At 61.5% G+C, this 23,660-nt stretch carries 21 protein-coding genes; 3 read left to right on the plus strand and 18 right to left on the minus strand.

The window, feature by feature from the left end; all coding sequences use genetic code 11:
- Positions 1-149: 149 nt before the first annotated feature.
- On the plus strand, positions 150-1,136 hold the full coding sequence (locus CEW87_RS06880; protein WP_108972022.1) for a nuclease-related domain-containing protein: 987 nt from the start codon (positions 150-152) through the stop codon (positions 1,134-1,136).
- 367 nt (positions 1,137-1,503) lie between these two features.
- Here CEW87_RS06880 and CEW87_RS06885 read toward each other — a convergent pair whose 3' ends face one another.
- The 5 genes from CEW87_RS06885 to CEW87_RS06905 form a co-directional block, all read right to left on the minus strand.
- Entirely contained in the window at positions 1,504-2,022 is a 519-nt protein-coding gene (locus tag CEW87_RS06885) for a Mov34/MPN/PAD-1 family protein (RefSeq protein ID WP_159098103.1), read from the minus strand.
- Positions 2,016-3,710 carry a ThiF family adenylyltransferase gene (locus CEW87_RS06890; protein ID WP_108972024.1) on the minus strand — a complete coding sequence of 565 codons (1,695 nt, stop codon included), beginning with the start codon at positions 3,708-3,710 and terminating at the stop codon, positions 2,016-2,018. The genes CEW87_RS06885 and CEW87_RS06890 overlap by 7 nt, the downstream gene beginning before the upstream one ends.
- Positions 3,711-4,763: a cyclic GMP-AMP synthase DncV-like nucleotidyltransferase gene (locus CEW87_RS06895; protein WP_108972025.1), complete on the minus strand. Its 1,053-nt coding sequence runs from the start codon at positions 4,761-4,763 to the stop codon at positions 3,711-3,713.
- A complete protein-coding gene (locus CEW87_RS06900) occupies positions 4,756-5,880 on the minus strand; it encodes a patatin-like phospholipase family protein (protein ID WP_108972026.1) in 1,125 nt (374 codons plus the stop codon). Before CEW87_RS06900 ends, CEW87_RS06895 begins: the two co-directional genes overlap by 8 nt.
- Before the next feature lie 310 nt (positions 5,881-6,190).
- On the minus strand, positions 6,191-7,282 hold the full coding sequence (locus CEW87_RS06905) for an IS5 family transposase (RefSeq protein WP_108971474.1): 1,092 nt from the start codon (positions 7,280-7,282) through the stop codon (positions 6,191-6,193).
- Between the two features lie 423 nt (positions 7,283-7,705).
- Here CEW87_RS06905 and CEW87_RS06910 point away from each other — a divergent pair, with 423 nt between their 5' ends.
- Positions 7,706-7,981, plus strand: a complete 276-nt coding sequence (locus CEW87_RS06910; protein WP_108972027.1) for a DUF2164 domain-containing protein — start codon at positions 7,706-7,708, stop codon at positions 7,979-7,981.
- Positions 7,982-8,049: 68 nt separating this feature from the next.
- Here the strand turns inward: CEW87_RS06910 and CEW87_RS06915 are convergent, their stop codons facing one another.
- The 9 genes from CEW87_RS06915 to CEW87_RS06955 form a co-directional block, all read right to left on the minus strand.
- Positions 8,050-8,679 (minus strand): SAM-dependent methyltransferase, encoded by a 630-nt coding sequence (locus tag CEW87_RS06915; protein ID WP_108972028.1) that lies wholly within the window; start codon positions 8,677-8,679, stop codon positions 8,050-8,052.
- A 367-nt stretch (positions 8,680-9,046) separates the two neighbouring features.
- A complete protein-coding gene (locus tag CEW87_RS06920; RefSeq protein ID WP_108972029.1) occupies positions 9,047-9,973 on the minus strand; it encodes a helix-turn-helix domain-containing protein in 927 nt (308 codons plus the stop codon).
- Positions 9,974-9,982: 9 nt separating this feature from the next.
- On the minus strand, positions 9,983-11,425 hold the full coding sequence (locus tag CEW87_RS06925) for an aldehyde dehydrogenase (protein WP_108972030.1): 1,443 nt from the start codon (positions 11,423-11,425) through the stop codon (positions 9,983-9,985).
- A gap of 98 nt (positions 11,426-11,523) precedes the next feature.
- Positions 11,524-12,450, minus strand: coding sequence for a SphA family protein (locus tag CEW87_RS06930; RefSeq protein WP_108972031.1), 927 nt, complete (start codon positions 12,448-12,450; stop codon positions 11,524-11,526).
- Positions 12,451-12,575: 125 nt separating this feature from the next.
- On the minus strand, positions 12,576-14,057 hold the full coding sequence (locus CEW87_RS06935; protein ID WP_108972032.1) for an aldehyde dehydrogenase family protein: 1,482 nt from the start codon (positions 14,055-14,057) through the stop codon (positions 12,576-12,578).
- 17 nt (positions 14,058-14,074) lie between these two features.
- Positions 14,075-15,622, minus strand: a complete 1,548-nt coding sequence (locus CEW87_RS06940; RefSeq protein ID WP_108972033.1) for an FAD-binding oxidoreductase — start codon at positions 15,620-15,622, stop codon at positions 14,075-14,077.
- An 11-nt stretch (positions 15,623-15,633) separates the two neighbouring features.
- Positions 15,634-16,197: a hypothetical protein gene (locus tag CEW87_RS06945; protein WP_159098104.1), complete on the minus strand. Its 564-nt coding sequence runs from the start codon at positions 16,195-16,197 to the stop codon at positions 15,634-15,636.
- Positions 16,198-16,211: 14 nt separating this feature from the next.
- Positions 16,212-16,535, minus strand: a complete 324-nt coding sequence (locus tag CEW87_RS06950) for a c-type cytochrome (protein WP_108972035.1) — start codon at positions 16,533-16,535, stop codon at positions 16,212-16,214.
- A 664-nt stretch (positions 16,536-17,199) separates the two neighbouring features.
- Positions 17,200-17,796, minus strand: a complete 597-nt coding sequence (locus CEW87_RS06955; RefSeq protein WP_108972036.1) for an NADPH-dependent FMN reductase — start codon at positions 17,794-17,796, stop codon at positions 17,200-17,202.
- 566 nt (positions 17,797-18,362) lie between these two features.
- On the opposite strand from CEW87_RS06955, the gene CEW87_RS06965 reads away from it, so the two are divergent.
- Positions 18,363-19,250, plus strand: coding sequence for a LysR family transcriptional regulator (locus CEW87_RS06965; RefSeq protein ID WP_108972038.1), 888 nt, complete (start codon positions 18,363-18,365; stop codon positions 19,248-19,250).
- A gap of 94 nt (positions 19,251-19,344) precedes the next feature.
- On the opposite strand, the gene CEW87_RS06970 is transcribed toward CEW87_RS06965, so the two are convergent.
- From CEW87_RS06970 to CEW87_RS06985, 4 genes are all read right to left on the minus strand, one after another.
- On the minus strand, positions 19,345-19,782 hold the full coding sequence (locus CEW87_RS06970; protein ID WP_108972039.1) for a hypothetical protein: 438 nt from the start codon (positions 19,780-19,782) through the stop codon (positions 19,345-19,347).
- Positions 19,783-19,898: 116 nt separating this feature from the next.
- Complete coding sequence (locus CEW87_RS06975; protein ID WP_108977003.1) at positions 19,899-20,276, minus strand: nuclear transport factor 2 family protein; 378 nt, start codon at positions 20,274-20,276, stop codon at positions 19,899-19,901.
- A gap of 81 nt (positions 20,277-20,357) precedes the next feature.
- Positions 20,358-22,016 carry a BCCT family transporter gene (locus CEW87_RS06980; RefSeq protein ID WP_108972040.1) on the minus strand — a complete coding sequence of 553 codons (1,659 nt, stop codon included), beginning with the start codon at positions 22,014-22,016 and terminating at the stop codon, positions 20,358-20,360.
- Between the two features lie 173 nt (positions 22,017-22,189).
- Entirely contained in the window at positions 22,190-23,566 is a 1,377-nt protein-coding gene (locus CEW87_RS06985; RefSeq protein ID WP_108972041.1) for an NAD(P)/FAD-dependent oxidoreductase, read from the minus strand.
- Between the last annotated feature and the right edge of the window lie 94 nt (positions 23,567-23,660).

The raw sequence follows: 23,660 nt of genomic DNA on the forward strand, positions 1-23,660 counted from the left end.
GCGGTGAAGTGCCTCTCCAACTCATGCGCAGGCGTGATGTCTGTCACAGCCTATTGGCTTACGAAGGGGCGTCCGAGTCGAGATAAGTCACTTGCCCAATGCTCCGTGATACGCTCATTGGGTTTCCATATCGCATTTATCGGTAAGTAATGATCATCAAGGAAGCAGAAGGTAGGAATGCCGATCTCGAAGTTCTCAGGTCACTCGCGGGGCGACCTGATGTCACAGACGATCAGCGCAAACGCATACAGCAGGAGATTCGCAATATTCAGGCGGGTCTCAAGGGCGAAGAGGAAGCAGCTTACGAACTGAACTTCCACTACGGCAACTCGAAGAACTGGATGATCATCCATGATTTGCGTATCGAGTGCGAAGGACGGGTTGCCCAGATCGATCACCTGCTCGTCAATCGGTTTCTGGAGCTCTGGGTGTGCGAGAGCAAGCATTTCGCCGAGGGCATCGCAATCAACGAGCATGGCGAGTGCTCGGCGTTCTATGGTGGTAAAGCCTACGGCGTCCCTTCCCCGATTGAGCAGAACCGCAAACACATCACCGTGCTGGAGTCGGTTTTCAAAACCGGGCTGGTGAAGCCGCCTACTCGACTCGGATTTACGATCAAGCCGACCTTCGTCAGTTTGATCCTGGTCTCCAAACGCGCTCGGATCAGCCGCCCTTCGGCAAAGCTGGACGGCCTTGATGCGATCATCAAGAACGATCAGATCAAGTCACGTATCGACAAGTCGATTGATGCGGACAACAACCCGCTGACCCTGGCCAAAGTGGTTGGCAGTGAGACGGTCGAAGAATTCGCGCGGCGTTTAGCAGCGATCCACAAGCCTGTTGTGTTTGATTGGCATGCGCGGTTCGGAGTTTCGCGTGAGGTACGACCTCCCGCAACTGTTTCCCTACCTGCTCAGCAACCGGTTAGCGCAGCCGAACTGCAACCGGTAGCGGAGTCTGTGCAGACAGCCGAACAGCCACCTAAGGCCCAGGAGCGTCGAGAGTCGAAGCTGAAATGCGTAAAGTGTTCTGCAGCAGTGAGTTACGCGGTTGCGAAGTTCTGCTGGGTGAACAAGGGGCGATTTCAGGGGAGTGTGTATTGCATGGAATGCCAGAAAGGCGTCCCGGCTAATTGAATTAGCGGAAGCGCTTGTTCGCGAGGTGGATTGCCGTTTACAGCGTTCAGATTGAGTAGGGGTTCAAGGCGGTTCGCAATCGGCTGCCTTTGCAGTGACCGCTACTCGGCCAAAGCCGACCTTGGGCATGTGGGAACGCTCGGGCGGCTTTATGTGAGTTTGTCGCCGTTCTCACAACTACGGCAAGGCAAATAGGCTCTAGTTGTTCCGTGTCGCAGGCCGGATTGCTCAATGACTACAATGTCACTCCGGTAATTCAAGTTTCGCAAACTCTACAGGAAGGTCTCACCGCTAAATGACAAGGAGGCGGTGTGGGATCTAATCACCTGCTGCTATCGAAGTCGTTCCGAACAGGCGGCCTCTGGGGTTAAGTGATGATGTATTCCAGATGCCATTGATCTACGCGCTCTGCCGTCACGCTCCACAGTCCAAGGCTATCGACCGTGAGATTCCGTCCGACAATCAGCATTAGGAGCGCGTTGCTGTTCAATTGGGACTTGGCGAGGAGCAGGTGCATGGCTTCACCGTCTAAGCCCGAGGCATCGGGGTTATCTTCGGCATGTGTGTGCCATTCTCCGAGGTAGAGCAGACCAGCCTCAGCCTGAGCAAGAATGGCGTGCTGGGCGGCGGCGGGGTCGGATCGATAGCGGTAGCGCGACCGTTCGTCACGGGCATACGGGCCAGTCGCGGTAGTAACTAGAATCTGTTCAGCGCTGATGGTTCCGAACAGTTGGCCGCCGGCCTCCTTTGCCCAAGGTGAGCACTGCCGGTAGCGATACATATGCATCAGGGCGTCAGCGCTTATCCGCACCTGCTGGACAACTGATTCAAGCCGGCCGACTAGGTAATGTGCACCACCGCCATTTGGACGACGCAAGGTCACCATGGAATCTGCCGCATTGTGTTCACTTCGGTGAAGCCTTCTCGGGCGATGCCACCATTTGCCTCCACGGCATCTCGGTCTCCAAACCATACACGCCTGCAGGACTCTGGAATACGCCCGAGCAGCGCATCCAGAGCAAGCTTAGTCGCCACGGCGATGGTTGGTTGGAGATCTACCGCGCCATGAGGCTGGAATACGTTGCCGCAACCAGCCTCCACGATTACCTCGCCTGCGCCGGACGGCCAATCGGTCAACCGAAAACCTGGGCGTTCGGCTTCAAAGGCCGACATGAGATCATCCTTGCCGTACAGCAGCACGGCGTGCCCGACGATGGCGTACGCCTCAACCCAAGTACTCAGGTAAGCCGGAGGACGGTCCAGAGTGTGACGCCACGCATTTACCGCCGCTTCGCCTTCGATGTCGAGGCCTGCGGTCACGATCATGTCGGCGCCGGCGAGCTTCTCGAGTTCCGACGCTGTAAGACGCTCAAACTTGTTGCGGTGGATCGCGCCGATCTTCAGGTGAGGTAATCGGCGCTGCAACTCGGTGGCCACACCCTTGGCTTTGTTCCAACCCAGGTAGCTGAGACCCAGCAGGTGACGACCAGCGTTGGCGGAGAGAAAGTTGTCGCTATCGATCAGCGTTAGTTCACCAACGCCCGCCTTGGCCAGCAACTCAGCGATTTCGCAACCCACGGCGCCGCATCCCACAATCGCAACTCTGCGGGCTCGCAGATCGGCTTGTTCAGGCGAATGACCACGGCCGTGAATCCATGGTGCATCGACACGACTAACCACGACTCGCTCGACGCGCTGTTGTGCCATGGCTCGCTTGATGTGGTCCAAGGGCACCTGCGCCCAACTGCGAAACCCGTTCTTGATCTTGGAGCTCTTGGCGCCGCTGGCGAGAGCCGCCGCGAAGACTGGGCCGGTAGGTGTTTCGGCCTCGAAAAGGAACAGGGACTTGCGATCGGGCAGCAAGGTCGTGCGCAACGCTTCCTCGGGGATGCCGCGGATGGCATCCCCGACGGTCTGTGGGAAACCGCTGGGCTGCCATGGACGAGGCAGTTTCAGAAGAAGTGCGGGCAGAATATTCTGGTCACTGGCCTGGGCACCGATATTCCTCAGCCAGTCCTTGACCTCCACCTTAGTGTCGGCTACCAAGATTCGACCCAGCTTCGTGTCTAGATGGAAGGCCAGCTGACGCGGCTTACCACCCGGCTTCACAAGGCTCAGCAGTCGTAGGTTCCCATCCGGCGCAATGGCTTGTTGAGCCCAATACGAGCCAAACTCGCGCTCGAACTCGGCCACGCACTTGTCGTCTGGCCAGTTGAGTAGCTCCAACGCATCGTCGAGGTTAGCGCGGACACGTTCACCAACGGGCGCGACGATGGACGTAGGCCGCAGACACAAGAGTCCCTTGGGCTCGACGTGGGGCCAACGATAGTCGCTGCCCATGTCGGGCGCCAGCACCTTGGGCTGGGAATTCGGAAACGCCCCATCGACGACAAGCAGGAAGTGGCTCACCGCCGGTGGACGGACAATTCCCTCTGTGAGCTCGATGCGCCAACCTATGCAGAACAGCGACAGAGGGTGAGGTTGCATCTCCTCGAAGGTGAGCCGCCGCCAGTGACCTGGACACCACTGGTCCAGCTCGACTTCGATGGTGGCGATAGCTTCTGCAGACGCCATTCAGCCGAAACGCCCGCCGCCGTCCTCGCGACGGGCGGTCTCTACCGATGTGACAGTCATGATAGAACCTAGACTGGACCCCTTGTTGGCGGCATCGGGATCAGGCCGGTTGGAGAAAAATTTCGTGTCGAACACACTATCCCAGGCTTCACGGGCCATCGCGCGCGTGCAGTCGTCGCGGTCGAGCACCTTGAGGGTGTCCAGCGCCGCCTTTAAGCAGTCCCGGAAGTACGTGACTTGGTCATCGCCTTGCTCCGCCAGGTTCTTCGTCACAATCGGATGAGGATGAGCAACCTGGGTTGACAAGGTCAGGGCCGAGTGGATCATCTGCCAGGTCTGACGCAACGCCTTGTCGTCGCGGCCCGCGTTGGCCACGAAATGGTCGACGACGAGTTTCGAGATAGTGATCCCACTGGTCGTGCTCGCCTTCCAATCCACGCGCCGGGCAAATTTCTTTGTCAGTTTGGTGATGCGCCGCATCTGGCTGCCGTCGGCCTGACCTGAGTTGAGCTCGCCTACTTGGTCGTTGAACCACTTCGTGACGGCACGTGCATCTGAAATGAGCCACGAGTTACCGCTGGCCAACTCGTACTTCTCGACATCGTTTCCAGCCCAGTCCTTCTCCGTCACGATGCGGTAGACCGGCACATCGATGTGATAACCCGCAGCATAAGCTTGGCGAACGCAGTTGTTCTTGACCTCAGCTTCCTGTTTGAAGCGGCCGTCCCACTTCAAGGCGTCGCACACACGCTGCCGAGCCTCCAGCGGGGTCAACTCCACACCGTCGTCATCCTTCAGGTCCTCGGACCAGAAATAGGCGCCGTCATCGATGTCGTAGTCGTTGCCAGGGTCCTGCACCATGGTGCGCATCTGATACGAGCCCTGAGAGTGCACCTCGCGTGGCTGCGGCTTGCCTGCGGTGTCGAGGCCTTTGCGCAGACGGTCCCGGCCATTGTCCCTTCGACCGCGCATGTCCTTCTGCTGGCTAAGCGCTAGGGTGACCTCGTCTCGATGGTAGCCAGTCATGTCGCCGTCACAGTTGATGTCAGTCATGCTTCTCTTCCATATTTGTAGGTGCGTGAGGCTGGGATTCAGACAGCGCGGCCCGGAAGGCCTTCATGTGAGGGTTTTGCGCTTGGCTTGCCCATGCATAGTCAACGTCAGAGATTGCTTGTCGTGCGAGCGCATTCAGCAATTTGGGCCGAGCGTCGTCCATGTTAGACAGATACTCCTGCAGCGCCTTTGATGGACACTGAGCAGGCAGACGGTAAGCAAAACTTCCGTCGTGGCGCAATTCAGCAACCTTATTGGTTAGGTAACTGTACCCGACGGCCTGAGCGTTCATTCCGGCCTCAATGGCCTTCAAACCAAACTTCCAGCCAGGGGCTGCTCGATAACGAGCTCGATCGGAGACTTCTTCTCCCCCCTGCGCGGGCAGCGTGCCCAGCATGAATAGCTGGATAGGGCGCTGCTCTTTCAGATCATGAAGAATTTCGACCGCCTCCATCATCCCGATTAGACCTGGGTTGTTGGCCCACAAACCGCCGTCGACGTAGGTTGCAGTAGTCGCACCGTCTCCGCCAGGCTCAGCCAGCTTCGCCATCGAACGCAGGATAGGCGCTGCGGTAGTAGCCATACACACATCCACCAGCGTGCGCAGGTCGTCGCGGCCATTAAGCCTGCTGAGATGCCTGGTCTTGAAGACGACAGCGGAGTGCCGGTTGATGTCGATCGTCGGGATTGCCAGCGCGATGCCACGCTTTTCGTAGACCTCGGCGATGGTGCTTTTCCCTAACTTAGCTTCTAGCGCTTCCCGTAACGCGATTTCACCGCATCGCAGGCCAATACCGAGATTCCGGACTACGTAGTTACCAATGATCGGCAGAGCTCGCGCCCACTGGTGCGGGAAGATTTTGCCACCGTACTCCAAGTACAGATCTTGCACGTCTTGAAGGGAAATACCCTTGGCGAGCGCGCAAGCCACGATGCCGCCCGTACTGGTGCCAACGATCAAATCGAAAGCACTGCCGATATCGAGCGTACTTTCCCCCGGGTGATCAGCCTTGGCCACGCGGGCGGCATAGGTCGCTAGATATGCAGCCTGGTAGACCCCGCGCATTCCGCCGCCGTCCAAGCACAACACCCTGAAGGGTTTGCTTACTTCAGCCATTTAGATTATCCATAGATATGAATTATTCATACAGGAGTTATCAGTTATTATATATGCGTAGTGTAAGGTTTTTCCCAAGTGCATACAGTCGGTCCTCGTAGAGGTACCTATGCTTTTCATTACACCGACTCAGGCCGATTCCGCCTGCCAGTTTTAACAGGATGATGCAAAAACCGGCGATTCCGCGTCAGCATTGAGGTTCAGGTCGAATTTCATCGTGACATCGTTTTCCGAAATAGCTTTCTCGCCACTTTCGAATAGCCTTCGTGGCCGCAACGGCGGCCGCGAAGGCTATTTTGTGCGCCTGCACTCATGCCTTTACCTCCGTAACGCTCAATTTCGCGATTCGGAGCAGGTTGTATGCAGCGCCGGAAATAAAGGCCGCCATCTGGGTCTTCGCCTGGCCGATGAAGCGGGTTTTTCTCAACCCGCCGACCGTTTTCAACCAGCCGAATATTTCCTCAACGCGCTTTCGCTTTCGCTGGCTGACCCGGTAGCCCTCGGTCCGGGTGGTTCGCCCATCCAGTCCAGGTGTCTTCCGACCCTTGATGCGTGCAATGTGCGGACGGATCTGATGCTCGCGCAGATGCTCGACGAACGCCTTCACGTGATAGCCCTTGTCCGCACCCAGTGTCTCGGGGTGAATGTGCCTGCGTCGCGCTCGCGTGAGCAACTGCCGGGCCGCACGGTGCTCGGCCTGAATCGATTCGGTGATGAGGATATCGACGCACAACCCGTTGCGATTTTCCATGAGCACATGTCCGCCGTAGCTGAGTTTGGCCGGCTGGCCGTTGCCCTTTCTCATGAGGCGGGACTCGGGGTCCGTTGTGCTTTGATGCGTGGCGTTCGAGCGCTTCTCGCCCTTGAAGTCGACCATCCCCGTGCCATCATCACCGTCATTGGGCGGGGTCCCGTCCTTGCGTTTGAAGCTCTTGAACGAGGCCCAGGCGTCGATCAGCGTGCCGTCTACCGTGAAATGGTCCGAGGACAGCAGATTCTGCTTCCGGGCCAGATTGACGACCTCGTCGAAGAAGCGTCGGGCTACGTCAGTGGCGACCAGGCGCTCACGCAGACGGCTGAAATTCGATTGGTCCAGCGTCGGACTCTCGAGATCCATGTCGAGGAACCAGCGGAACAGGATGTTGTAGTCGAGTTGTTCGCAGAACTGCCGGTCGGAGCGAACCGAATACAGCGCGATCAGCAATTGCGCCTTGAGCAGACGCTCTGGCGGAATCGACGGACGGCCGACCGACGAGTAAAGCGCATCCAATTCCGCGCAAATCAAACCAAGGGCTCGATCCGCCAAACGCTTCACCCGTCGCAGCGGATGATCGGCAGGCACACGCGATTCCGGCGAGAAATAATGGAACATCGAGGACTGGGGGTCGAGTTGGCCGCGCATCGTTGCAGTACAAGGAGTTTGGAGATGGTTCTATGACAAGCAGCTTGATGGATCGTTCACTGACTTTTGCATCACCCTGTTAATAGCCTGAATTGGGTTAAATGTCTCCTCCAGGCGCGGCACTTTTGACATCCGTATAGCCACTATGGGTTAGAAGTGTGGGTTCATTAGATCGGGAAGCCGCAATTCACTGCGACTCATGGACGACTGGCGGGTAAGCGATGCATTACTGACCGAAGTGGAAGGATGCCACAACGACCGGACTGGCCGACAAGTCCTCCTTCAATAGTCGGCCATGATGGATGTGCGTCGTCCGCACAATGAGTCTTTTCCCCGCAGGATCACGATGCTCTGTCGCAACACTCGTAAAGTGAACGCATGCTGCCGGGGTGTCCGTGCGGCGGCGTTCGAATGGGAGGCCATATGGCGATCGAGCTGAACAAGGACATCCGCGCCGAAGCGATTGCTTCAATCGAGCGCTATTTCAGCGAAAACATGGACGAGCCGATTGGCAACATCGCAGCGGGGGCGTTGCTGGGTTTCTTTATCGAAGAGATCGGTCCGGCGATCTACAACAAGGGCGTGGCGGACGCGCAGGAGCGCTTGCAGATGCGGGTGATGGAGCTCGATATCGAGGTCCATGAAGAGGAGTTTCAGTACTGGCGAAAGCTTGAGCGCAAAGGCAAGGGGCGCAAGTAGGGGGCAGGCGAGTCTGCGGATGGGCGCAGGGCGGTGACCGGGGTGGCCGCCGCCCCCGCGCGGCTGGCTTACTCGGGCTTGCGCGCGACCATGCCGATCAGTGCAGAGCGGCCTTTGTGGCCTTTTCCTTCTTGGACATCGTCTTCGTATTCGACCAGTTCCTCGATCTCCCAGTCTGCAAATGCTTCGCGCAGGACGTCTTTGGTGTAGAGGTTTTCCACCGCGGAGGGTCCGCCGGTTTTGTATTCGAGCTGTTTGGGGGTGTAGCCCTGCAGCAGGATGCGGCCGCCGGGGCGGGTGAGGCGCTTCATGACTTCGAACTGTTTGTCGCGCCATGCGGGGCCGACGAACTGGATGAAGATGCCGACGACCCAGTCAAAGGCGTTGTGCATGTCTTCCGGCGGCCAGCCGGGGGCGAGCATGTCGGCCTGAATGAAATTGACGTCGAGCTTGCGGCCAGCGGCAAGGTGGCGGGCTTTTTCCACGGCAACGGCGGAGATTTCGATGGCGGTGACTTCAAGTCCCTGTTCGGCGAGCCAGACCGAGTTGCGGCCTTCGCCGTCGGCCACCGATAGCGCAGTGCGCCCGCTTTGCAGCAGGTCGAGCCGGTGGGCGAGGAAGCGGTTGGGCTCGGTGCCGAACAGGTAGTCGTCGCCTGCGTCACGGTAACGGGCGCTCCAGATGCTTTCCTGATTCATGGGTTCAACTCCTCGGTTGTCATGACGCCGCTGCTGGCGGCAATGGGACGGGCGGCAAAGTCGGGTGAGTTGCGGCGTCAGCGCTCAGGGTGGCGGGACGCGTGGAAACGCATTGCAACCAACGCGCCGGGGCTCTCGAACATGCTGTGGAGAGGTCGATCGTCGTCAAGGTTTGCGCACAGAAGGGGACGGCGGGGATGGGCCATGGAAAATCTCCACAGTGATGAAGGCAGACCTGAAAGACCTCTTGGCGGATGTTTGATTCGACCTTGCCCGTCGTGCGCAGCTGGTGGGCATCAGGCTCAACGTTCCTGCTAGCTTACGCTTCAATCGGGTGGGTGTGCGGCATGGTGCAGTGACGCTCTGATCAGGGCCAGTCGGCAAAGCTGCGTTCGATCGTGGCACTTTTGTCGCTGCGATTGCGTACGACGCTGTTGCGGTAACGGGCCGGTGTGCTGTTGGTGCGGATACGGAAGAAGCGGCTGAAGTGCGTGGCGTTGCGAAAGCCGAGATCTTCGGCGACCTGTTCGATGCTCAGGCCGGAGCGCACGAGTTGCTGACAGGCTTCATGAGCGAGACGGTCGTGAACGAGGTCGAGCGGCGTGCGCTTCAGCGTGCGCACGCAGATGTCGTGGAGGCGGTCGGGTGAGATATCCAGCGCTTCGGCGTATTGGGCGATGCGCCAGTGTTCGCGGAAGTGAAGCTCGACCATGTGACGGAAGCGCATCAGGATGGCGCCCTGGGTGCTGGTGGATTGCCTGCCGGCGGCTTCGAGGCCGGAGAGCCGCCAGCACTGGATCATGATCACGGCCAGCTGTGCCGTAAGAAAGCGCCACGAGGCGTCCTCGCTGCGCGCCAGCTCGCGTTCGATGGCGCGAAAAGCGTGCGTGACATCCTCGAACAGGTCGGCGTCCTGCACCGTGCTCGATACCACGGGGCGTTCGGCCATATAGCGCAGCGGCACTGATTCCGCGCCCTTGCCGATGGCATCCACCACAAACACATCGGAGAACGACATCACCAGCGCCGGTGTGCCGGCCGCGAGACGGATGAAGTGCTGGGGCCGGACGGAGAGGAGGACAAGCGCAGGGCCGTTGAGCTCGAGTTCGTCCTGACTGTCGGAGAGGACGGCGCGGCCGGTACTCAACAGGATCAACGCGCGCGGCAGCCCGCCGCGTTCGCTCCACAAGGCGTGGCGACGGGTGCCGAGCCCGCTCGGGAAGCGGCGCAGTGACACGTTGGCCTCGATGTAGCGGCGGTAATGGGCGGTGTCGATTGCGGCGGCGGGTAACACGTCAGGCGGTCACAAAGGGTAATCCTGCGGCTGGGTCTGGATGCTGATCCAGCGCAGTTCGGTAAATTCGTCGATGGCTGGCTTGCCCCCGAAACGTCCCCAGCCACTGGCCTTGATGCCGCCGAACGGGATCTGCGCTTCGTCCTGTACGGTGGGCCCGTTGATATGGCAGATCGCCGACTCAATGCGCTTGGCGATCTGGAAGGCCCGCAGGGTGTCACGTCCGAACACGGCCGCGGACAGCCCGTAGTCACTGTCGTTTGCGATCGAGATGGCCTCTTCGATATCGTCGAAACGCATGACCGCGGCGATGGGGCCGAAGGTTTCCTCGTGGTAGAGGCGCATCGTGGGGGTGACGTGGTCGACCAGGGTCGGCTGCACAATACTGCCGGCAATATCGCCGCCGACGATCAGCTCTGCGCCCTTGTTCACGGCATCGACCACCAGTTGGCGGATGCGCTCGGCCGCCTCGACGCTGATCATTGAGCCGAGCGGGCAACCGGAGGCGCCGGCAGTCAGGCTGCGGGCACGTTCCGCCAGGCGTGCGGTGAAGTCGTCGGCGACGCGGTGGTCGACCAGGATGCGCTCGGTCGACATGCAGATCTGTCCCTGGTTGAAAAACACGCCGAAAGCGGCTGCCTTGACGGCCTCGTCGATGTCCGCGTCATCAAGCACCAGCAGCGGAGCCTTGCCGCCCAGACCGAGCAGGCAGGGCTTGAGATGGCGGGCGCAGAGCTCCGCCACCATGCGCCCGACGCGGGTCGAACCGGTGAAACTCACCCGCCGCACGGCGGGGTGGGCGATCAGCGCTTCGACGACGGCGCCGGAATCCGCCGGTGCGTTGAGCACGATGTTGCACACTCCTGGCGGAAAGCCGGCGTCGCGCAGCACCTCGCCGATCAGGCGGTGGGTCAGGGGGGAAAGTTCCGAGCCTTTGAGGACGACGGTGTTGCCGCACGCAAGCGGCATTGCGATTGCGCGAATGCCGAGCAGCACGGGCGCATTCCACGGTGCAAAGGCGAGGACTACGCCCGCGGGCTGGCGCACGATCATGGCGATCGAACCGGCGCGGTTGGAGGGAATGATCTCGCCCTGAACGTGGGTGACCATGGCCGCGGCCTCGCGCAGGATATCGGCCGCGAGCTGACAGTTGAAGCGCGCCCATGAAGTCGTGGTGCCGGTTTCGGCGGTGATCGCTTGTTCAAAACGATCAGCCCGTTCGATCAGCAGATCGGCGGCGGTGTGGAGCAGGGTTTGGCGCTGCGCGGGCAGCATTTCGCCCCACGGGGTGAATGCGGCGGCAGCGGCATCGACTGCGCTGGTGGCGTCGGCCACTGTGGCGGCGGCCGCGCGAGTGACTACTTCTCCGCTCACCGGGTTGCAGCAGTCGAAGGTGGCATTGCCGCTGGCGGCGACGTCGCAGTTGTTGATGAGCAGTGGGGCGTGCTGCATCTGTCTCCCGTTATGGTCGCGATACAGGCAGCACACCCCGTTCGGTGCGGTGCAGCGCAGGACCTGATGCTGCACCCGGCGACGGATTGGATCGTCGCCTACAGCGGCATGATCGCCTTGAACCAGAGCTTGTCACCGCCGAAGCGGTTTTCAACCCCGGTTTCACGCTGCCACTGACCGATGAAATGCACGCCTGATGCATTGGTATAGGTCACGCTCGGGCCGATCGCGAACACCTGCCCGCGCCGACCCTCGGACCAGACACCGGGGTTGGCGGCCAAGGTGTGGCCTTCGAGCTTGTCTTTATTGATCTGCGTCAGATAATACCCCGAAAGCCCGACCCCCCACGCGCCGAAGCGCTTGCCCACGAGGTAGTCGACGTGGAACTCGTCGCCCGAGGCGTATTCCATTTTTTCTGCGCCGGGCGCAAGGCGAAAGTCCTTGTTGCTCGACTTGATGTTGTACATGAACTTGGCGGACAGCTCCCAGCCGTCCTTGTTGAGGTAGCTCACCGCGAACAGCGGTTCGATGCTCCAGTAGTTGGCGCCGATGCTCTGCGTCGGGTCGCCTTCCTTGTAGCGGCCGGTGGGCAGGTTGATGCTCATGCCCGTGGCCCAGTGCCAGTTGTCCGTGTGCCACGAGATCACGAAAGGATCGAAGGTGGCGTCGCCGAGGCCGGCAACGGTGTTCGTGCTGCCCAGCGAGACCTTCTGTGACACCACCGGGAGGATGGCGTACCAGCCCCAGTTGCCGCCAAGAATCCTGTGCCCGGATACGTGCACCACGCGGAAGGCATTGAACCAGGCCTCTGCGCTTGCGCCGGACACCCGCTTGCCGTCGCCATTGCGCAGATCTCCGCTGTAATAGCCGAAGTAGTTGAGGTAGTAGGTTCCGGGTGGGGGCAGTGCGCCGGCGAGCCAGTTTTCGGCACCGTTGGGATACTGATCGGCGCCTTCCTTGGCGGTGGCGGTGGTGGCCAGGCAGGCGAGGGCGCAGACGGCGAGGCTGTGGCTGAGTTTTCTCATTTTCTGTCTCCATGGGTGTGGTGCTTCCGGTTGCGGCAGGCACAGGCGTGCGCCTGCCTGCCGTGGGGGCACGGCAGGCAGTGCGGTCTGCTGCTATCGGGAGGCGGCCGACGGCCGCCGGACGGTCAGAAGGGGTAGGGGCGCGGCTTGTGCTGCAGCGTGATCCACTGTGCGCGGGTGAACTCCTCGATGGCCCATTCGCCATTGAAGCGGCCGAGGCCGGAGTTCTTCTCGCCGCCGAAGGGGGCGTTCGGCTGGTCGTCGACGGTCATGTCGTTGATGTGCGTCATGCCCGCCGTGATGCCGCGTGCAAAGCGCACACCACGTTCGAGATTGGCGGTGAACACCGCGCTCGACAGGCCGTACTCGGACTGGTTGGCGAGCTCCAGCGCGTGTGCTTCGTCACGTGCCTTGATGATGGGCAGCACCGGGCCGAAGGTCTCGTCGATGGCGATCGAGCAGGTCGGGTCGACATCGGCGAACACGTGCGGCGGCACCACGTTTCCCTTGACCTCGCCGCCCACGACCAGGCGGGCGCCATCGCGCTTCGCACGCTCGATGCGTGCGACGACGTCCTCGCACTGCTTGGTATTGATCAGCGGACCGACGACGGTGGCGGGATCGGCAGGGTCACCGAAACTCAGGCCTTCGACGCGTTGCTGGACTTCGGCCACGAAGGCGTCGTACACCTTGGCGTCGACAATGGCGCGGTTGGTGCTCATGCAGATCTGACCTTGATGCAGGAAGCGTCCAACCACGGCGGCGTTGGCGGCCACGGCAACATCGGCGTCGTCCAGCACGACGATCGGTGCGTTGCCACCGAGCTCGAGGGCGACGCGCTTGATATGACGCCCCCCGGCAGCCAGGCGGCCGACGCCGCGGCCGACTTCGGTCGACCCGGTGAAGGAGATCAGGCTGGGTACCGGATGATCGACGAAGTGGTCGCCGATCTCGCTGCCGGCACCGATGACGACGCTGAGCAGGCCGCTGGGCAGGCCGGCCTCTTCGTAGATCTTGGCCAGCAACAGGCCGCCGGTGATCGGCGTATCACTGGCCGGCTTGACGACCACGGCGTTACCCAGCGCTAGCGCCGGGGCGATCGAGCGTGCAGAGAGGTGGAAGGGGAAATTCCACGGGCTGATCACGCCCACCACGCCCAGAGGCGAGCGATAGACGCGGCTCTCCTGGTTCGGAACGCCGGCGGCGAGGATGCGGCCCTCGACGCGGCTCGGGAAAGTGGCGGACTCCACCATGATGCGGCGTGCGCTGTCCCACTCGATCAGGGCCTTCAAGCGCGTGCTGCCGGATTCGCGCACGATCCATTCCTGCACTTCCGCGCCGCGGGCCAGAAGAATGTCGGCCGCGCGGCGGATCACGTCGGCGCGTTCGTCGGGCAGACGTGCAGCCCATTCACGCTGGGCACGGGCTGCGGCGGCATAGGCGTCGTCCACGTCGGCGATGTTGGCGAGCTGGATTTCGGTCAGCTGCTCGCCGTTGAAGGGGTTAGTGTCGGCGAGGCGGCGCTCGGAGCGACCGGCGCGCCACTGACCGGCGATGGGCTGCTGGTCGAAGCCGGTGTAGGCAACCGGCGGGCTGGTGTGTGTCATGAGATGGTTCTCCGTGCTCAGATGTTGATGCCGCACTTGCCCGGGGCAAGGATGCCGTTCGGGTCGAGGGCGCGCTTGATGGCGCGTTCCACATCGCGCTTGACGGTGCCGTAGGACTGCGCCACGCGCTCCTGGAAGGCGGTATTGACGCGATATACCGCGTAGCCGTGCTTTTCGAACTCATCGAGCAGTTCGCTGAAGCAGGCATTGGCGCGTGCGGTTTCCTCTTCGCTGCTGCGGTCGAACAGTACGTCGATGACGTGGTGCATGTCGCGCCAGCCGACGATGAACTCGCCGACATAGTCCAGACCATGCTTGTTGAGAATGGTTTTCGCCATCGCCATCTGCTTTTCGCACTCGCTGCCGCGGGCCTGGCTGACGGGGGCGAACCACATCGAGCCGCCGCCGCCGCGCCAGTTGTAGAGCCCGAACTCCTGCAGGTTCGGCACGCCCGACATCAGTTCAGAGCGATATTTGAAGGGTTGGGTGTCGCCCGCTTCTTCCTTGGTGATCACGCGGCCCTTGCCGGACTTTGCCACCACGTCGGTGACGATCTTCCAGTTGACCTCGACCTGTTCCGGGGTGCCGTACAGCGCGGCATAGACGTTCCAGGCCCCGAGGTGCTTGTCCTTCTGGATCTGCTTGAGCACCGAGTCGGGGGTGGCGCCGGGGGTGGTGATGTAGTCGGAACGGCGGGTGTTGCAGGTGGCGGCTTCCCACAGGGTGCCTGCAATCACGACCGAGTTCGGGATGATCTGGGCGATGCGCAGCGGGCGCAGCATCTCGACGATCTCGGAGATGTCCGATTCTTCGTCGAACTGGATCTCGAACGGCTTGAACACCGGCGGCTTGGGCATCAGCCAGAAGCCCATCTTGGTGCAGATGCCGTAGTTGGACTGGGTGAACATGCCGTCCAGGGTCGGTCCGTAGCCCCATTTGAAGACCTGCCAGGCCTTGTCGCCCTTGACGCCGCCCATGCCGGTGCGCAGCACTTCGCCGTTGGCGAGCACGATCTCCATGCCGCACTGCATCAGGAAGTGCTCGCCGTAAGGCGTGTAGCCAACGCCGCGGTCCATGGTGTTGCCCAGCGGGCCGGCGATGGCCGACGGTGCCGAGAAGGACAGCATCAGTGGCAGCTTGTTCTCTTCGATGTAGTCATACAGCTGCTGATAGGTCACGCCCGGTTCCACGAGCGCGGTGCACAGCTCGGGGTCGACGTGGATGATCTTGTTCATCAGGCGCAGGTCGAGAATGACCTGGCCGCGCGCCACCGGGGCGGCCGAGCCGTAGCCGAAATTGCGCCCGGTCGAGATCGTCCAGATGGGGATCTTGTAGGTGTTGCAGACCTTGACGATGGCCTGAATCTGTTCGACGGTGGTTGCCAGCAGTACGGCAGAGGCGGCGTGCTTGTCGGTTTCGACCGCCAGCATGATCTTGCTGTAGGGCTGGAGCTTGTCGCCGGCGGTCAGCACCTTGTCGGCACCCAGAATGGCGGTGAATTCCTTGACGGCGGCATCGAAGTCGCTCTCGGAAACGTCCTTCGGCAGGATGGTGTACTTGGTCATGGTGGCTCCGTTCAGATGACGCAGGTGAAGGACATGTAGGAGATCCCGTCCGGCACGTAGGCCGCACCGGCCGCGCCGTCGTCGGCGGCACCGGCGAGCAGGGCTGCAGGGCTCAATGCCTGGGCCACGGCCAGCTCGCCGATGTGTGCGGCCCAGGCTGCGGCGTTGGCTTCGTGCGCGAGGCGGTGGTGGGTCATGGCCACTACGGTGGCGTTCTTGCTGCGCATGTGGCCGAGCACCAGCATGGCCGTGGCCGAATCGGTGAGGCCGACAATGGTGGTGGGCCTGCCGTCACTGGCGACTGTCAGCGCGGCGATCGCCGCAGAATCCAGCTTGCCGATGCTTTGTGTTGGCGCCACCGTCGCCGCCGAACGCTCACTTGCCGTGATGACGCCGCGCACGAAGGCGGCATCGAGTGGCAGGCCAGCGATGACGGGTAGCACCCGTGTCATTCTTGAGGCGCCGGCGCCGGTGCGGTGCAGCCCGGCCGCAGAAGCGGGGACGCTTGCTGCTGCAGGGATCGCAACGCTAGCCGCGGCGATGGATTTCAGTACTTCGCGTCGCATACTGTTCATGGCTTTGATCTCCATCAAGGCTTGGCTTTGCTCTTCGACAGATACTCCGCGACAGCCTGCAGGGTCTCGTCATCGACGTCAGATATCCGGAAGGCCGGCATGGCGTTCCGGCCTGAGCGGGCCATGGTGGTGAAGAACGCGGGCGGCAGGTCACGGCCGAGTAGCACGGGGCCGATGTCGGTTTCATGGCAGCGCGAACAGACCTTCTCGTAGAAGTGACGACCCTTGTCGTCAGGTGCGGGGGATCCGGCTGCGTACACGGATGCGCTGAGGCCGAGCGTCAGCAACATGGCTGTAGAGGCCGCGCGCAGCGCAGTGGTGGGGTTGAAAATCGTCAAGGTTTTCTCCTCGGTTCAGGGGTGGCACAAGCCGCGGCCAGCAGACGGTCGCAGCCCGGCCGGCCGGACATGGTTCTTTTTGTATTCGAAAACACCTGAGGGTGTTTGGCGGGACAGGGACTGCGTGGCGCGGTTTGGATGCCACGTTTCCCGTTAGCTGCGGATCCCGCGGCGGAAGGTCCCGGATGGCAGGCAACGTTTTTGACTGAGCCTGCTGGAATACCACTCTATCGTTCGCCCTACTGGCAAACAATATCGTTTTATGGGTTAGTTTGATCGCTTTCTGGTGTGAGTGCGCCGGCCGCGTTTCGAGCCCGCTACCGGCCAGATTTTTGGGGACGGCATTCAGTGCGAGGCAACGGCTGCGCTTGGCGATTGCCGGCAGCAGGTAGCCCCATGATCGACGCTGGCCCCTACCCGTCCGATGATCACTGCAAGAGCCTTGCGTCGGCTAAGGCCATTCTCTTGGTGTTCGACCTGCATGCAGAGGGGCTGCTAGAGGTGGCTTCTGGGTGACACAATCCTTGGTCAGGGGCCTTCTGCGCCTGCCGGAACGACGGCCGTTTGGGTGTGTTGGCGCAGGCGGCAGCGGTTGCGCGAGGACGCCGGGGCGCATCCTGCGATTCGTGAGGCGGTGATACGCGGCCGTGGCCGCTTGGCGGGATCAGCCAGCGTTGCGGCCAATTGCGTTGGCCAGATTGCACACGGCGGCACCGACGCCTTCGAGCATGTCACGGGTGCGGTCGTCCGCGATGCTGCCATCGGCGCCGAGCACTTTGTTGGCAGCAGGAACGGCGGCCTGCTCGGGGACGACGACCAGGCCCAGGTTCGACAGATACAGCCGCGCATGCTGCATCGCGCGGATGCCGCCCAGTGCGCCGGGCGAGGCGGTGATCAGGCCGGCAGGCTTGCCGCGCAGGTGAATGGTGCCAGGCTTGCCGCTACCGTCAGGCAGCGGACGCGACACCCAGTCGAGGGTGTTTTTCAGCAGCGGGGTGAAGAAGCCGTTGTATTCGGGGGTGGCGACGATGACGCCGTCGTGTTCGGCGAACAGTCGCTGCAGGCGTGCCGCCGCCTCGGGCAAACCCTCGCTGGCTTCGAGATCGCCGTCGTAGAGGGGCATGACGAAGTTGCGCGGTTCGACGAAGGTGACATCGGCACCGGCATTCTTCGCCCCCTTGATGGCCACCGCGAGGGCGCGACGATTGAAGGAGTCCTGGCGGGCGCTACCGCAGAGTGCGAGAAGGCGAGTGCGGGTCATCGTCGTTTCCTGGTGATGTGGATCATGCTTGGGATCAGCTGAGTGACCACCTGCCGCAGCCTTGGTTCAGCCACGGTGGTGGTCGTGTTGGGTCGAGGTCATGCTTTCGTGCCACGCGTTGTGCACGGCTTCGGCGAATAGTACTGGCATGGCGTGCCGGACGCAGCCAGCACCTCGCGCCACGGCTGAGTCCGGCTCTTGAAATGCAGGGCGTGGCACCCATAAGGCAGGGCCGTATCGTGGGTGATGAAGTAGTGCGTGCAGCGGAAGCACTGCCTGTCGTGCGGAGGGACGTCCATTTGCAGGGTGCGGGGATTGGATGCGCAAAGAGCCTTGTATTGGGATCTTATCAGTCAATTCATAGCGCTGCGGGCGCCCGGATCCACGGGGACGCGCGGACCGTGAGCAGCATCGGACGTGACGAAGGTTTGACACTGCTCCATGAATACCATAAAGTAAATTTCGGAACAAAAAGTTCCATTTTATTGTTGCTTCTGCTTGATGTTCGTGAAGTGCAGAACCAAAGCGGCAGTAACAAGACAACCTGCTAGACGGAGCGCTGGCCCATGAATATCGGCAACCTTCAGCTCAACTGGCTTCGTACCTTTGAGGCGTCCGGGCGGCTCCTGAGTTTTTCGCTCGCGGCCGAAGAGCTGAACCTGAGCCAGTCCGCCGTGAGTCAGCAGATCAAGCTGCTTGAGCACAAGCTTGGCAAGGAGCTGTTCTTGCGCAAGACGCGCTCGCTGCAGCTGACCACCGAGGGGCGTGCGCTTCTTGACGTCGTCAGGGAAGGTCTGCAGCGGCTCAACGCGGGCATGAGCAGTATTTTCAGCTCCTCGGCGGATGGTGTGCTGGAGCTGCACGTCAACAATACCTTCGGCGAGCTCTGGCTCGCGCCACGGATTGGCCGCTTCATCGCTCACCGCCCGCAGCTTTCGGTGCGCATGCTGCAGACGAACTGGGACCTCGAGTACGAGGCGGCCAACACGGAACTGGAGATTCGTTACGGAACTGGCAGCTGGCCGGGGTTTGAGACGCGTAGTCTGTTGCCCCGGATCTTGCGCCCGTATTGCTCGATATCGCTTGCAAACAAGCTTCGCAGCGCGGACGGCTTCGAGCAGACCGCGCTGATCGATGTGCTCGGCACGCCGAATGGGTGGCTCGACTGGAAACGTATCTATTGCCCGGAAACCGCCGAGCACCCGGCACGAATCCATGTCGACAGCTATGCCATTGCGGCCAGTATGGCCATCGAGGGGATCGGCGCCTGTCTGCTCTACGACGATTTTGTGAGTGGCTCAAGGCTTGAGCCGTTCCTGGTGTGCCCTTTCGACGCACCGATCAGCTGTGATGCTGGCTACTACCTCACGTGGCGGAGCGACAAACCGCTGTCGGCCGCGGCAACCGAGTTCTGTGCCTGGCTCGACCTGGAGCCTTCCTGCATATCGGGTTGATGCCCCGCTGCAATGGAAACCGCCGCATGCGGGTGCATACGGCGGATCAGGTCAGATGCTGCATTTCGTGGGCGGCCGCGGTCGCCCGTTCGCCTTACATTTCGGGCGGCCAGACAAAGTCGGGGCGCAGGCCTGCGTGGACGGGCAGGCCGTCATCCGGCGCCGTCCCGCTTGCTGCCGGACCCCTGTTGGCGTGATAGGTCGCCGAAGGAAACGATGCGTCGTAGCCCATCAGTGCGGGAATGACCCCGCGGATGCGGCCCAGCTTGTCACCGATCATGATCGGTGCGTTGCACGTCCGGCATGTTGCGAACACCAGCGGGTTCGATGGGTCCTCGCTGTCGAAAGGCTGACGCTCGACCAGATCGATGTTCTCGACGACGAGTTCGTCATGGTTGAAATAGGCGACTTGTGCCGACGCCTGGCCGGTAACGCGCTGGGTGGCGGCGCCATGGCAGATGTGGTTGTCGATCGGTGCGTGATCTGAATGGGTGCGGATGTGAGCGCATCCGCCTTCGAACTTGTGTGACATGGCGTGTCCGTTTATGGGGCTGGATTGGTTCGTTTGCCCCTCGCCTGCATGGGAGATGACTCCATGCAGGCGAGCGGGGCGTTTTCGCATTGCGTGCAACGGGCGCGGCAGCCGCGTCAGGCGGGATCGAGCAGCGGCCGGTTCTTGCGGAAGGCCTGCTTGCGAATGATCTTGCCGTCACTCAGCGTGAACAGGTCCACGCTGTCGGCGTGGTGTCTGCGGCCATCGGCCTGAGTGGCGATGAAGGTCGATTCCGACACGATGCGTTCCTGCGCGAAGTAGTGCTTCCCGTTGAGCCACTGGACATCGGGCATCGCACCCCAGGTGGCTTCGAACTGGGCCTTGACGGCCTCCTTGCCGACAATCCGGGTGCCGTAGGCTTCCGGGCCTGAGACGGTGTCAAAGACGATGTCGTCGTGAAAGTAGGGCATGATCACGTCGATGTCGTGCCGGTTGAAGGCGTCGAACAGATCGTTCAATTCTGCTTCTGTCATCAGCATTGCTCCTGGAATAAAGTTGTTTTCGTGTTGCGCCCTGTGGGCGCATTGCGTGTGGAGTGAAGGGCTTGCAGGCCGTCAGGACGCGGCGCCAACGCTTGGCACCAGATGGCCTTGCGCCGGTCCCCGGTGCGGGGCGGCAGGCTGTTGTTCCGGGCCGGGGTGCGGCTCCATCTGCCCCGCCTTGGCCATGCGGAGCATTCGATTCACCGAGACGATGTAGGCGATGCCAACCACGAAGAATGGCGCGCCGACCACAATCGCCAGTGACTTGATTGCGGTGAAGCCACCGGAGAGCTGGAATACGATCCCGGTCAGCCCGATCACCACGCCCCACAGCAGACGCATCGACACCCGCGGGTTCTCTTCACCGTTGGAGACCTGCATGGCCACGAAGAATGACGCCGAGTCGGAAGTTGTTACGGCAAACACGATGGTGCAGAACAGCACCGCAAGGCTCAGCCACCAGCCGTGAGGCATGCTGTTGAGCAGCATGTACACACCGGCCTCAGGGTTCTTCTGAACGCCTTCCCATAGGGGCGCAATGCCGTTTACCTCGGTGTAGCCAGCCGAGCCCCCCCACACGCTGAACCAGATGATGGCCAGTACCATGGGTACAAAGGTGGTGCCGAAGACGAACTCCCGCAGCGTGCGGCCTTTCGAGATGCGCGCGATGAAGCCGCCGCAGAACGGAATGTAGGACACGTACCAGAGCCAGTAGAAAATCACCCACCAGCCAAGCCATTCGCGCTGCTGGACGTTGCCGGCATCGCTCCAGAACGACATCGTCAGCATGGAGCCGAAGTAGTCACCGAACTGCTGCGTGGTGAGGTTGAGCAGGTAGTGAATGGGCGCGTTTCCGAACAGGAGCAGCGCCAGTACGATCAGGCCTGCAATCACCATGTTGGCGACGCTCAGCATCTTGATGCCCTTCTCGACGCCGGTTGCAGCCGATGCGACATAGGCCACGATGACGCCCATCATGACCATGACCTTTCCGAAGTTGCCCAGTTCGATCTCGAACAAGGTGGAAATGCCGTAGCTGATGGATGCAACGCCGAGGCCGATCATGGTGGCGTTACCGCCGATCGTCCCCAGAATGCCAAGCCCGTTGGCGAGACGGCCCCAGATGCTGCTGTTGCAACGGTCACCAAGGATGCCGTACAGGCCTGTCGCGACGGTGAGCGGTTTGCCGAGGCGATAGGCGGGAAAGGCAATCGCCCAGGCCGCCACGGCGTACAAGGCCCAGCCATGCATGCCCCAGTCGAGCAGTGTGATCTGCACCGCCTTGGCAATGCCAGCAGCTTGCCCGGCAGCGCCCATGTCGATGACGTGAGAGGATTCGTGCAGATGGGTCAGGGGCTCGGCGACGCTGAAGAACACGAATCCGATCCCCAGACCGCAACAGAACAGCATCGACACCCACGAACCGAACGAAAACTCGGGCACGGCATCGTCCTTGCCCAGCTTCAGGTCGCCATAGGGGCTGATGGCAAGATACAGGCAGAAGAACAGCGTGATGCCAACGCCAAGCAGAAAGCTCCAGCCGAAGTTGAAGATCAGGAAGTTCCGGATGCTCACCAGCCATGTGCCCGTGCTCTCGGGCATGAGCAGCGCACAGGCCATGATCGCGACGTAGACCGTCAGTACCGGCCAGAACAGGGTGTGGTCATATTCGCCGAATAGCCGCGTCGTCAAACTGCTGCTGGGCGGACTCTGTCTAATTATGGTTTTCATCGTTGTCTCCTCTTGAGGACGTACTTCCGCGAGATCTCGGGGGCGCCTTTTCGGCTGGCGCCTTATTGTTCGCGGAGCATGTTTTGCGGTGTCACAACTGGATGTCGGTGGTCATCTCCCAATTAGTCCGAACGGGTGGCGGGTTTCAAAACACACCCGCCATCCCTGCGCGCTCAGGCAAACTTGTCGCGCAAGGAGAAGTAGGTATAAAGCGCGTGCTGCCCAAGTCGCCGAAGCGGCCGGAGCGGGTGGCTCGGCAGCGGAGAGCTGAAGATCGGCAGGTCGCTGTCAGCCAGGCTTTTTCCTGCAATCAGGTTCGCAAGCTGCTTCGAGGCATAGGCGGAGAAGGACACGCCGTTGCCTGAATAGCCTTGTGAATAGAACACCTGCTGTTTGGGATCGGGCTGAACGATGCGCGGCATCATGTCGTGCGAGATATCCATCCAGCCGTGCCAGAAGAAGGGCGTTTCGATACCCTCCAGCGCCGGAAACTTGCGCGCAATGGCCTCCTGGACCACGCGCAGATGCTTCGGGTTGTCTGCATCACCGCCGGTGATGGCGCTGCGCGTGCCGATCTGCAAGCGCTTCTCGGGCAGATAGCGGTAGTAGTAGCGCAGCTTGCGCGTGTCGGTTGTGAGCAGGGTGGAGCGAAAACCGCAGGCGGCGATCTCGTCATCGGTCAGTTCGCGCGTCACGACCGAGTTGGCCATGATCGGCATCACCTTGTAGGCGGTCAGCTTGTGCAGGTTCGGGCTGGTGTAGCCGGCGGTACAGATGCCAACCGCCTTCGCCCGTACCGTGCCGCCCGGCGTGCGCAGATGATGTACGCGATCGACCGTGGTCCAGTTCTGAACCGGGCTGCCGGTGTGGATCCGGGCGCCGAGCCGGCGTGCGACCCGCGCATAGCCATAGGCCAGCTTCAGCGGTTGCACCGCGATGCCGACCGGTTCAAGCATCGCGCCCTGGCACTCCTGATCGCCGATGTATTCGTTGAGGACCGTGTCGCGTGTCAGCAGGCGCGTCCTGTAGCCAAGAATTTCGTTGCACAGGCGCGACTCGGCTTCGAGCCCCGCCATCGCCTTCGGACTGTGTGCGATCAGCAGGTTGCCCTCGCCATGCGGCTCGCAGTCGATCTCCGCATCCTCGGTCATCGCCCGGAACACCTCATAACCTTCAAGGCTGTTGTTGTGCAGGCGGCGCGCCACATCTGCCCCCCACTTCTGCACCCACTGGCTTCGGCTCAGTCGCCCCCAGGCCAGATGTCCCTGGCCGCCATTGCGACTCGTGCAGCCCCAGCCGATCTGGTTCGCCTCGAGAACAACGGCCTTGATGCCATGCTCCCGTGCCAGAAACAGGGCGGTTGCCAGGCCGGTGAAGCCGCCGCCGATGAGCACGACATCGGCTTCAATGTCGCCGGAGACCGGGCCATCGTCTGCGGGCGGTTCGCCTGCGTGAAAACGCCAGTAGGTCGGTGAGTAGTCGGTCGCCGTGCCAGGTGACTTGGCATACAGGGGATCGTAGGTCGGATCGTAGGGTCTGGGGGTACGCATACGGCTTGTTCACCTTGTCAGTGCAGATCGCGTTGTTGCGCGCGCTCCGCGTTGAAATATCGACGGCTTCCTGGCTCAGGAAACGCGTTGTTCC

The organism is Parazoarcus communis (assembly GCF_003111665.1).
GTDB classification, from domain to species: domain Bacteria; phylum Pseudomonadota; class Gammaproteobacteria; order Burkholderiales; family Rhodocyclaceae; genus Parazoarcus; species Parazoarcus communis_B.

What these genes read in the sequence shown, in the direction of transcription:
- CEW87_RS06925 (WP_108972030.1), bottom strand. Translation starts at nt 11,425, where the DNA reads ATGCAGCACGCCCCACTGCTCATCAACAACTGCGACGTCGCCGCCAGC.
- CEW87_RS06970 (WP_108972039.1), bottom strand. Translation starts at nt 19,782, where the DNA reads ATGTCACACAAGTTCGAAGGCGGATGCGCTCACATCCGCACCCATTCA.
- CEW87_RS06940 (WP_108972033.1), bottom strand. Translation starts at nt 15,622, where the DNA reads ATGACCAAGTACACCATCCTGCCGAAGGACGTTTCCGAGAGCGACTTC.
- CEW87_RS06900 (WP_108972026.1), bottom strand. Translation starts at nt 5,880, where the DNA reads ATGGCTGAAGTAAGCAAACCCTTCAGGGTGTTGTGCTTGGACGGCGGC.
- CEW87_RS06905 (WP_108971474.1), bottom strand. Translation starts at nt 7,282, where the DNA reads ATGCGCGGCCAACTCGACCCCCAGTCCTCGATGTTCCATTATTTCTCG.
- CEW87_RS06880 (WP_108972022.1), top strand. Translation starts at nt 150, where the DNA reads ATGATCATCAAGGAAGCAGAAGGTAGGAATGCCGATCTCGAAGTTCTC.
- CEW87_RS06930 (WP_108972031.1), bottom strand. Translation starts at nt 12,450, where the DNA reads ATGAGAAAACTCAGCCACAGCCTCGCCGTCTGCGCCCTCGCCTGCCTG.
- CEW87_RS06980 (WP_108972040.1), bottom strand. Translation starts at nt 22,016, where the DNA reads ATGAAAACCATAATTAGACAGAGTCCGCCCAGCAGCAGTTTGACGACG.
- CEW87_RS06935 (WP_108972032.1), bottom strand. Translation starts at nt 14,057, where the DNA reads ATGACACACACCAGCCCGCCGGTTGCCTACACCGGCTTCGACCAGCAG.
- CEW87_RS06975 (WP_108977003.1), bottom strand. Translation starts at nt 20,276, where the DNA reads ATGACAGAAGCAGAATTGAACGATCTGTTCGACGCCTTCAACCGGCAC.
- CEW87_RS06885 (WP_159098103.1), bottom strand. Translation starts at nt 2,022, where the DNA reads ATGGTGACCTTGCGTCGTCCAAATGGCGGTGGTGCACATTACCTAGTC.
- CEW87_RS06910 (WP_108972027.1), top strand. Translation starts at nt 7,706, where the DNA reads ATGGCGATCGAGCTGAACAAGGACATCCGCGCCGAAGCGATTGCTTCA.
- CEW87_RS06965 (WP_108972038.1), top strand. Translation starts at nt 18,363, where the DNA reads ATGAATATCGGCAACCTTCAGCTCAACTGGCTTCGTACCTTTGAGGCG.
- CEW87_RS06895 (WP_108972025.1), bottom strand. Translation starts at nt 4,763, where the DNA reads ATGACTGACATCAACTGTGACGGCGACATGACTGGCTACCATCGAGAC.
- CEW87_RS06915 (WP_108972028.1), bottom strand. Translation starts at nt 8,679, where the DNA reads ATGAATCAGGAAAGCATCTGGAGCGCCCGTTACCGTGACGCAGGCGAC.
- CEW87_RS06945 (WP_159098104.1), bottom strand. Translation starts at nt 16,197, where the DNA reads ATGAACAGTATGCGACGCGAAGTACTGAAATCCATCGCCGCGGCTAGC.
- CEW87_RS06890 (WP_108972024.1), bottom strand. Translation starts at nt 3,710, where the DNA reads ATGGCGTCTGCAGAAGCTATCGCCACCATCGAAGTCGAGCTGGACCAG.
- CEW87_RS06955 (WP_108972036.1), bottom strand. Translation starts at nt 17,796, where the DNA reads ATGACCCGCACTCGCCTTCTCGCACTCTGCGGTAGCGCCCGCCAGGAC.
- CEW87_RS06985 (WP_108972041.1), bottom strand. Translation starts at nt 23,566, where the DNA reads ATGCGTACCCCCAGACCCTACGATCCGACCTACGATCCCCTGTATGCC.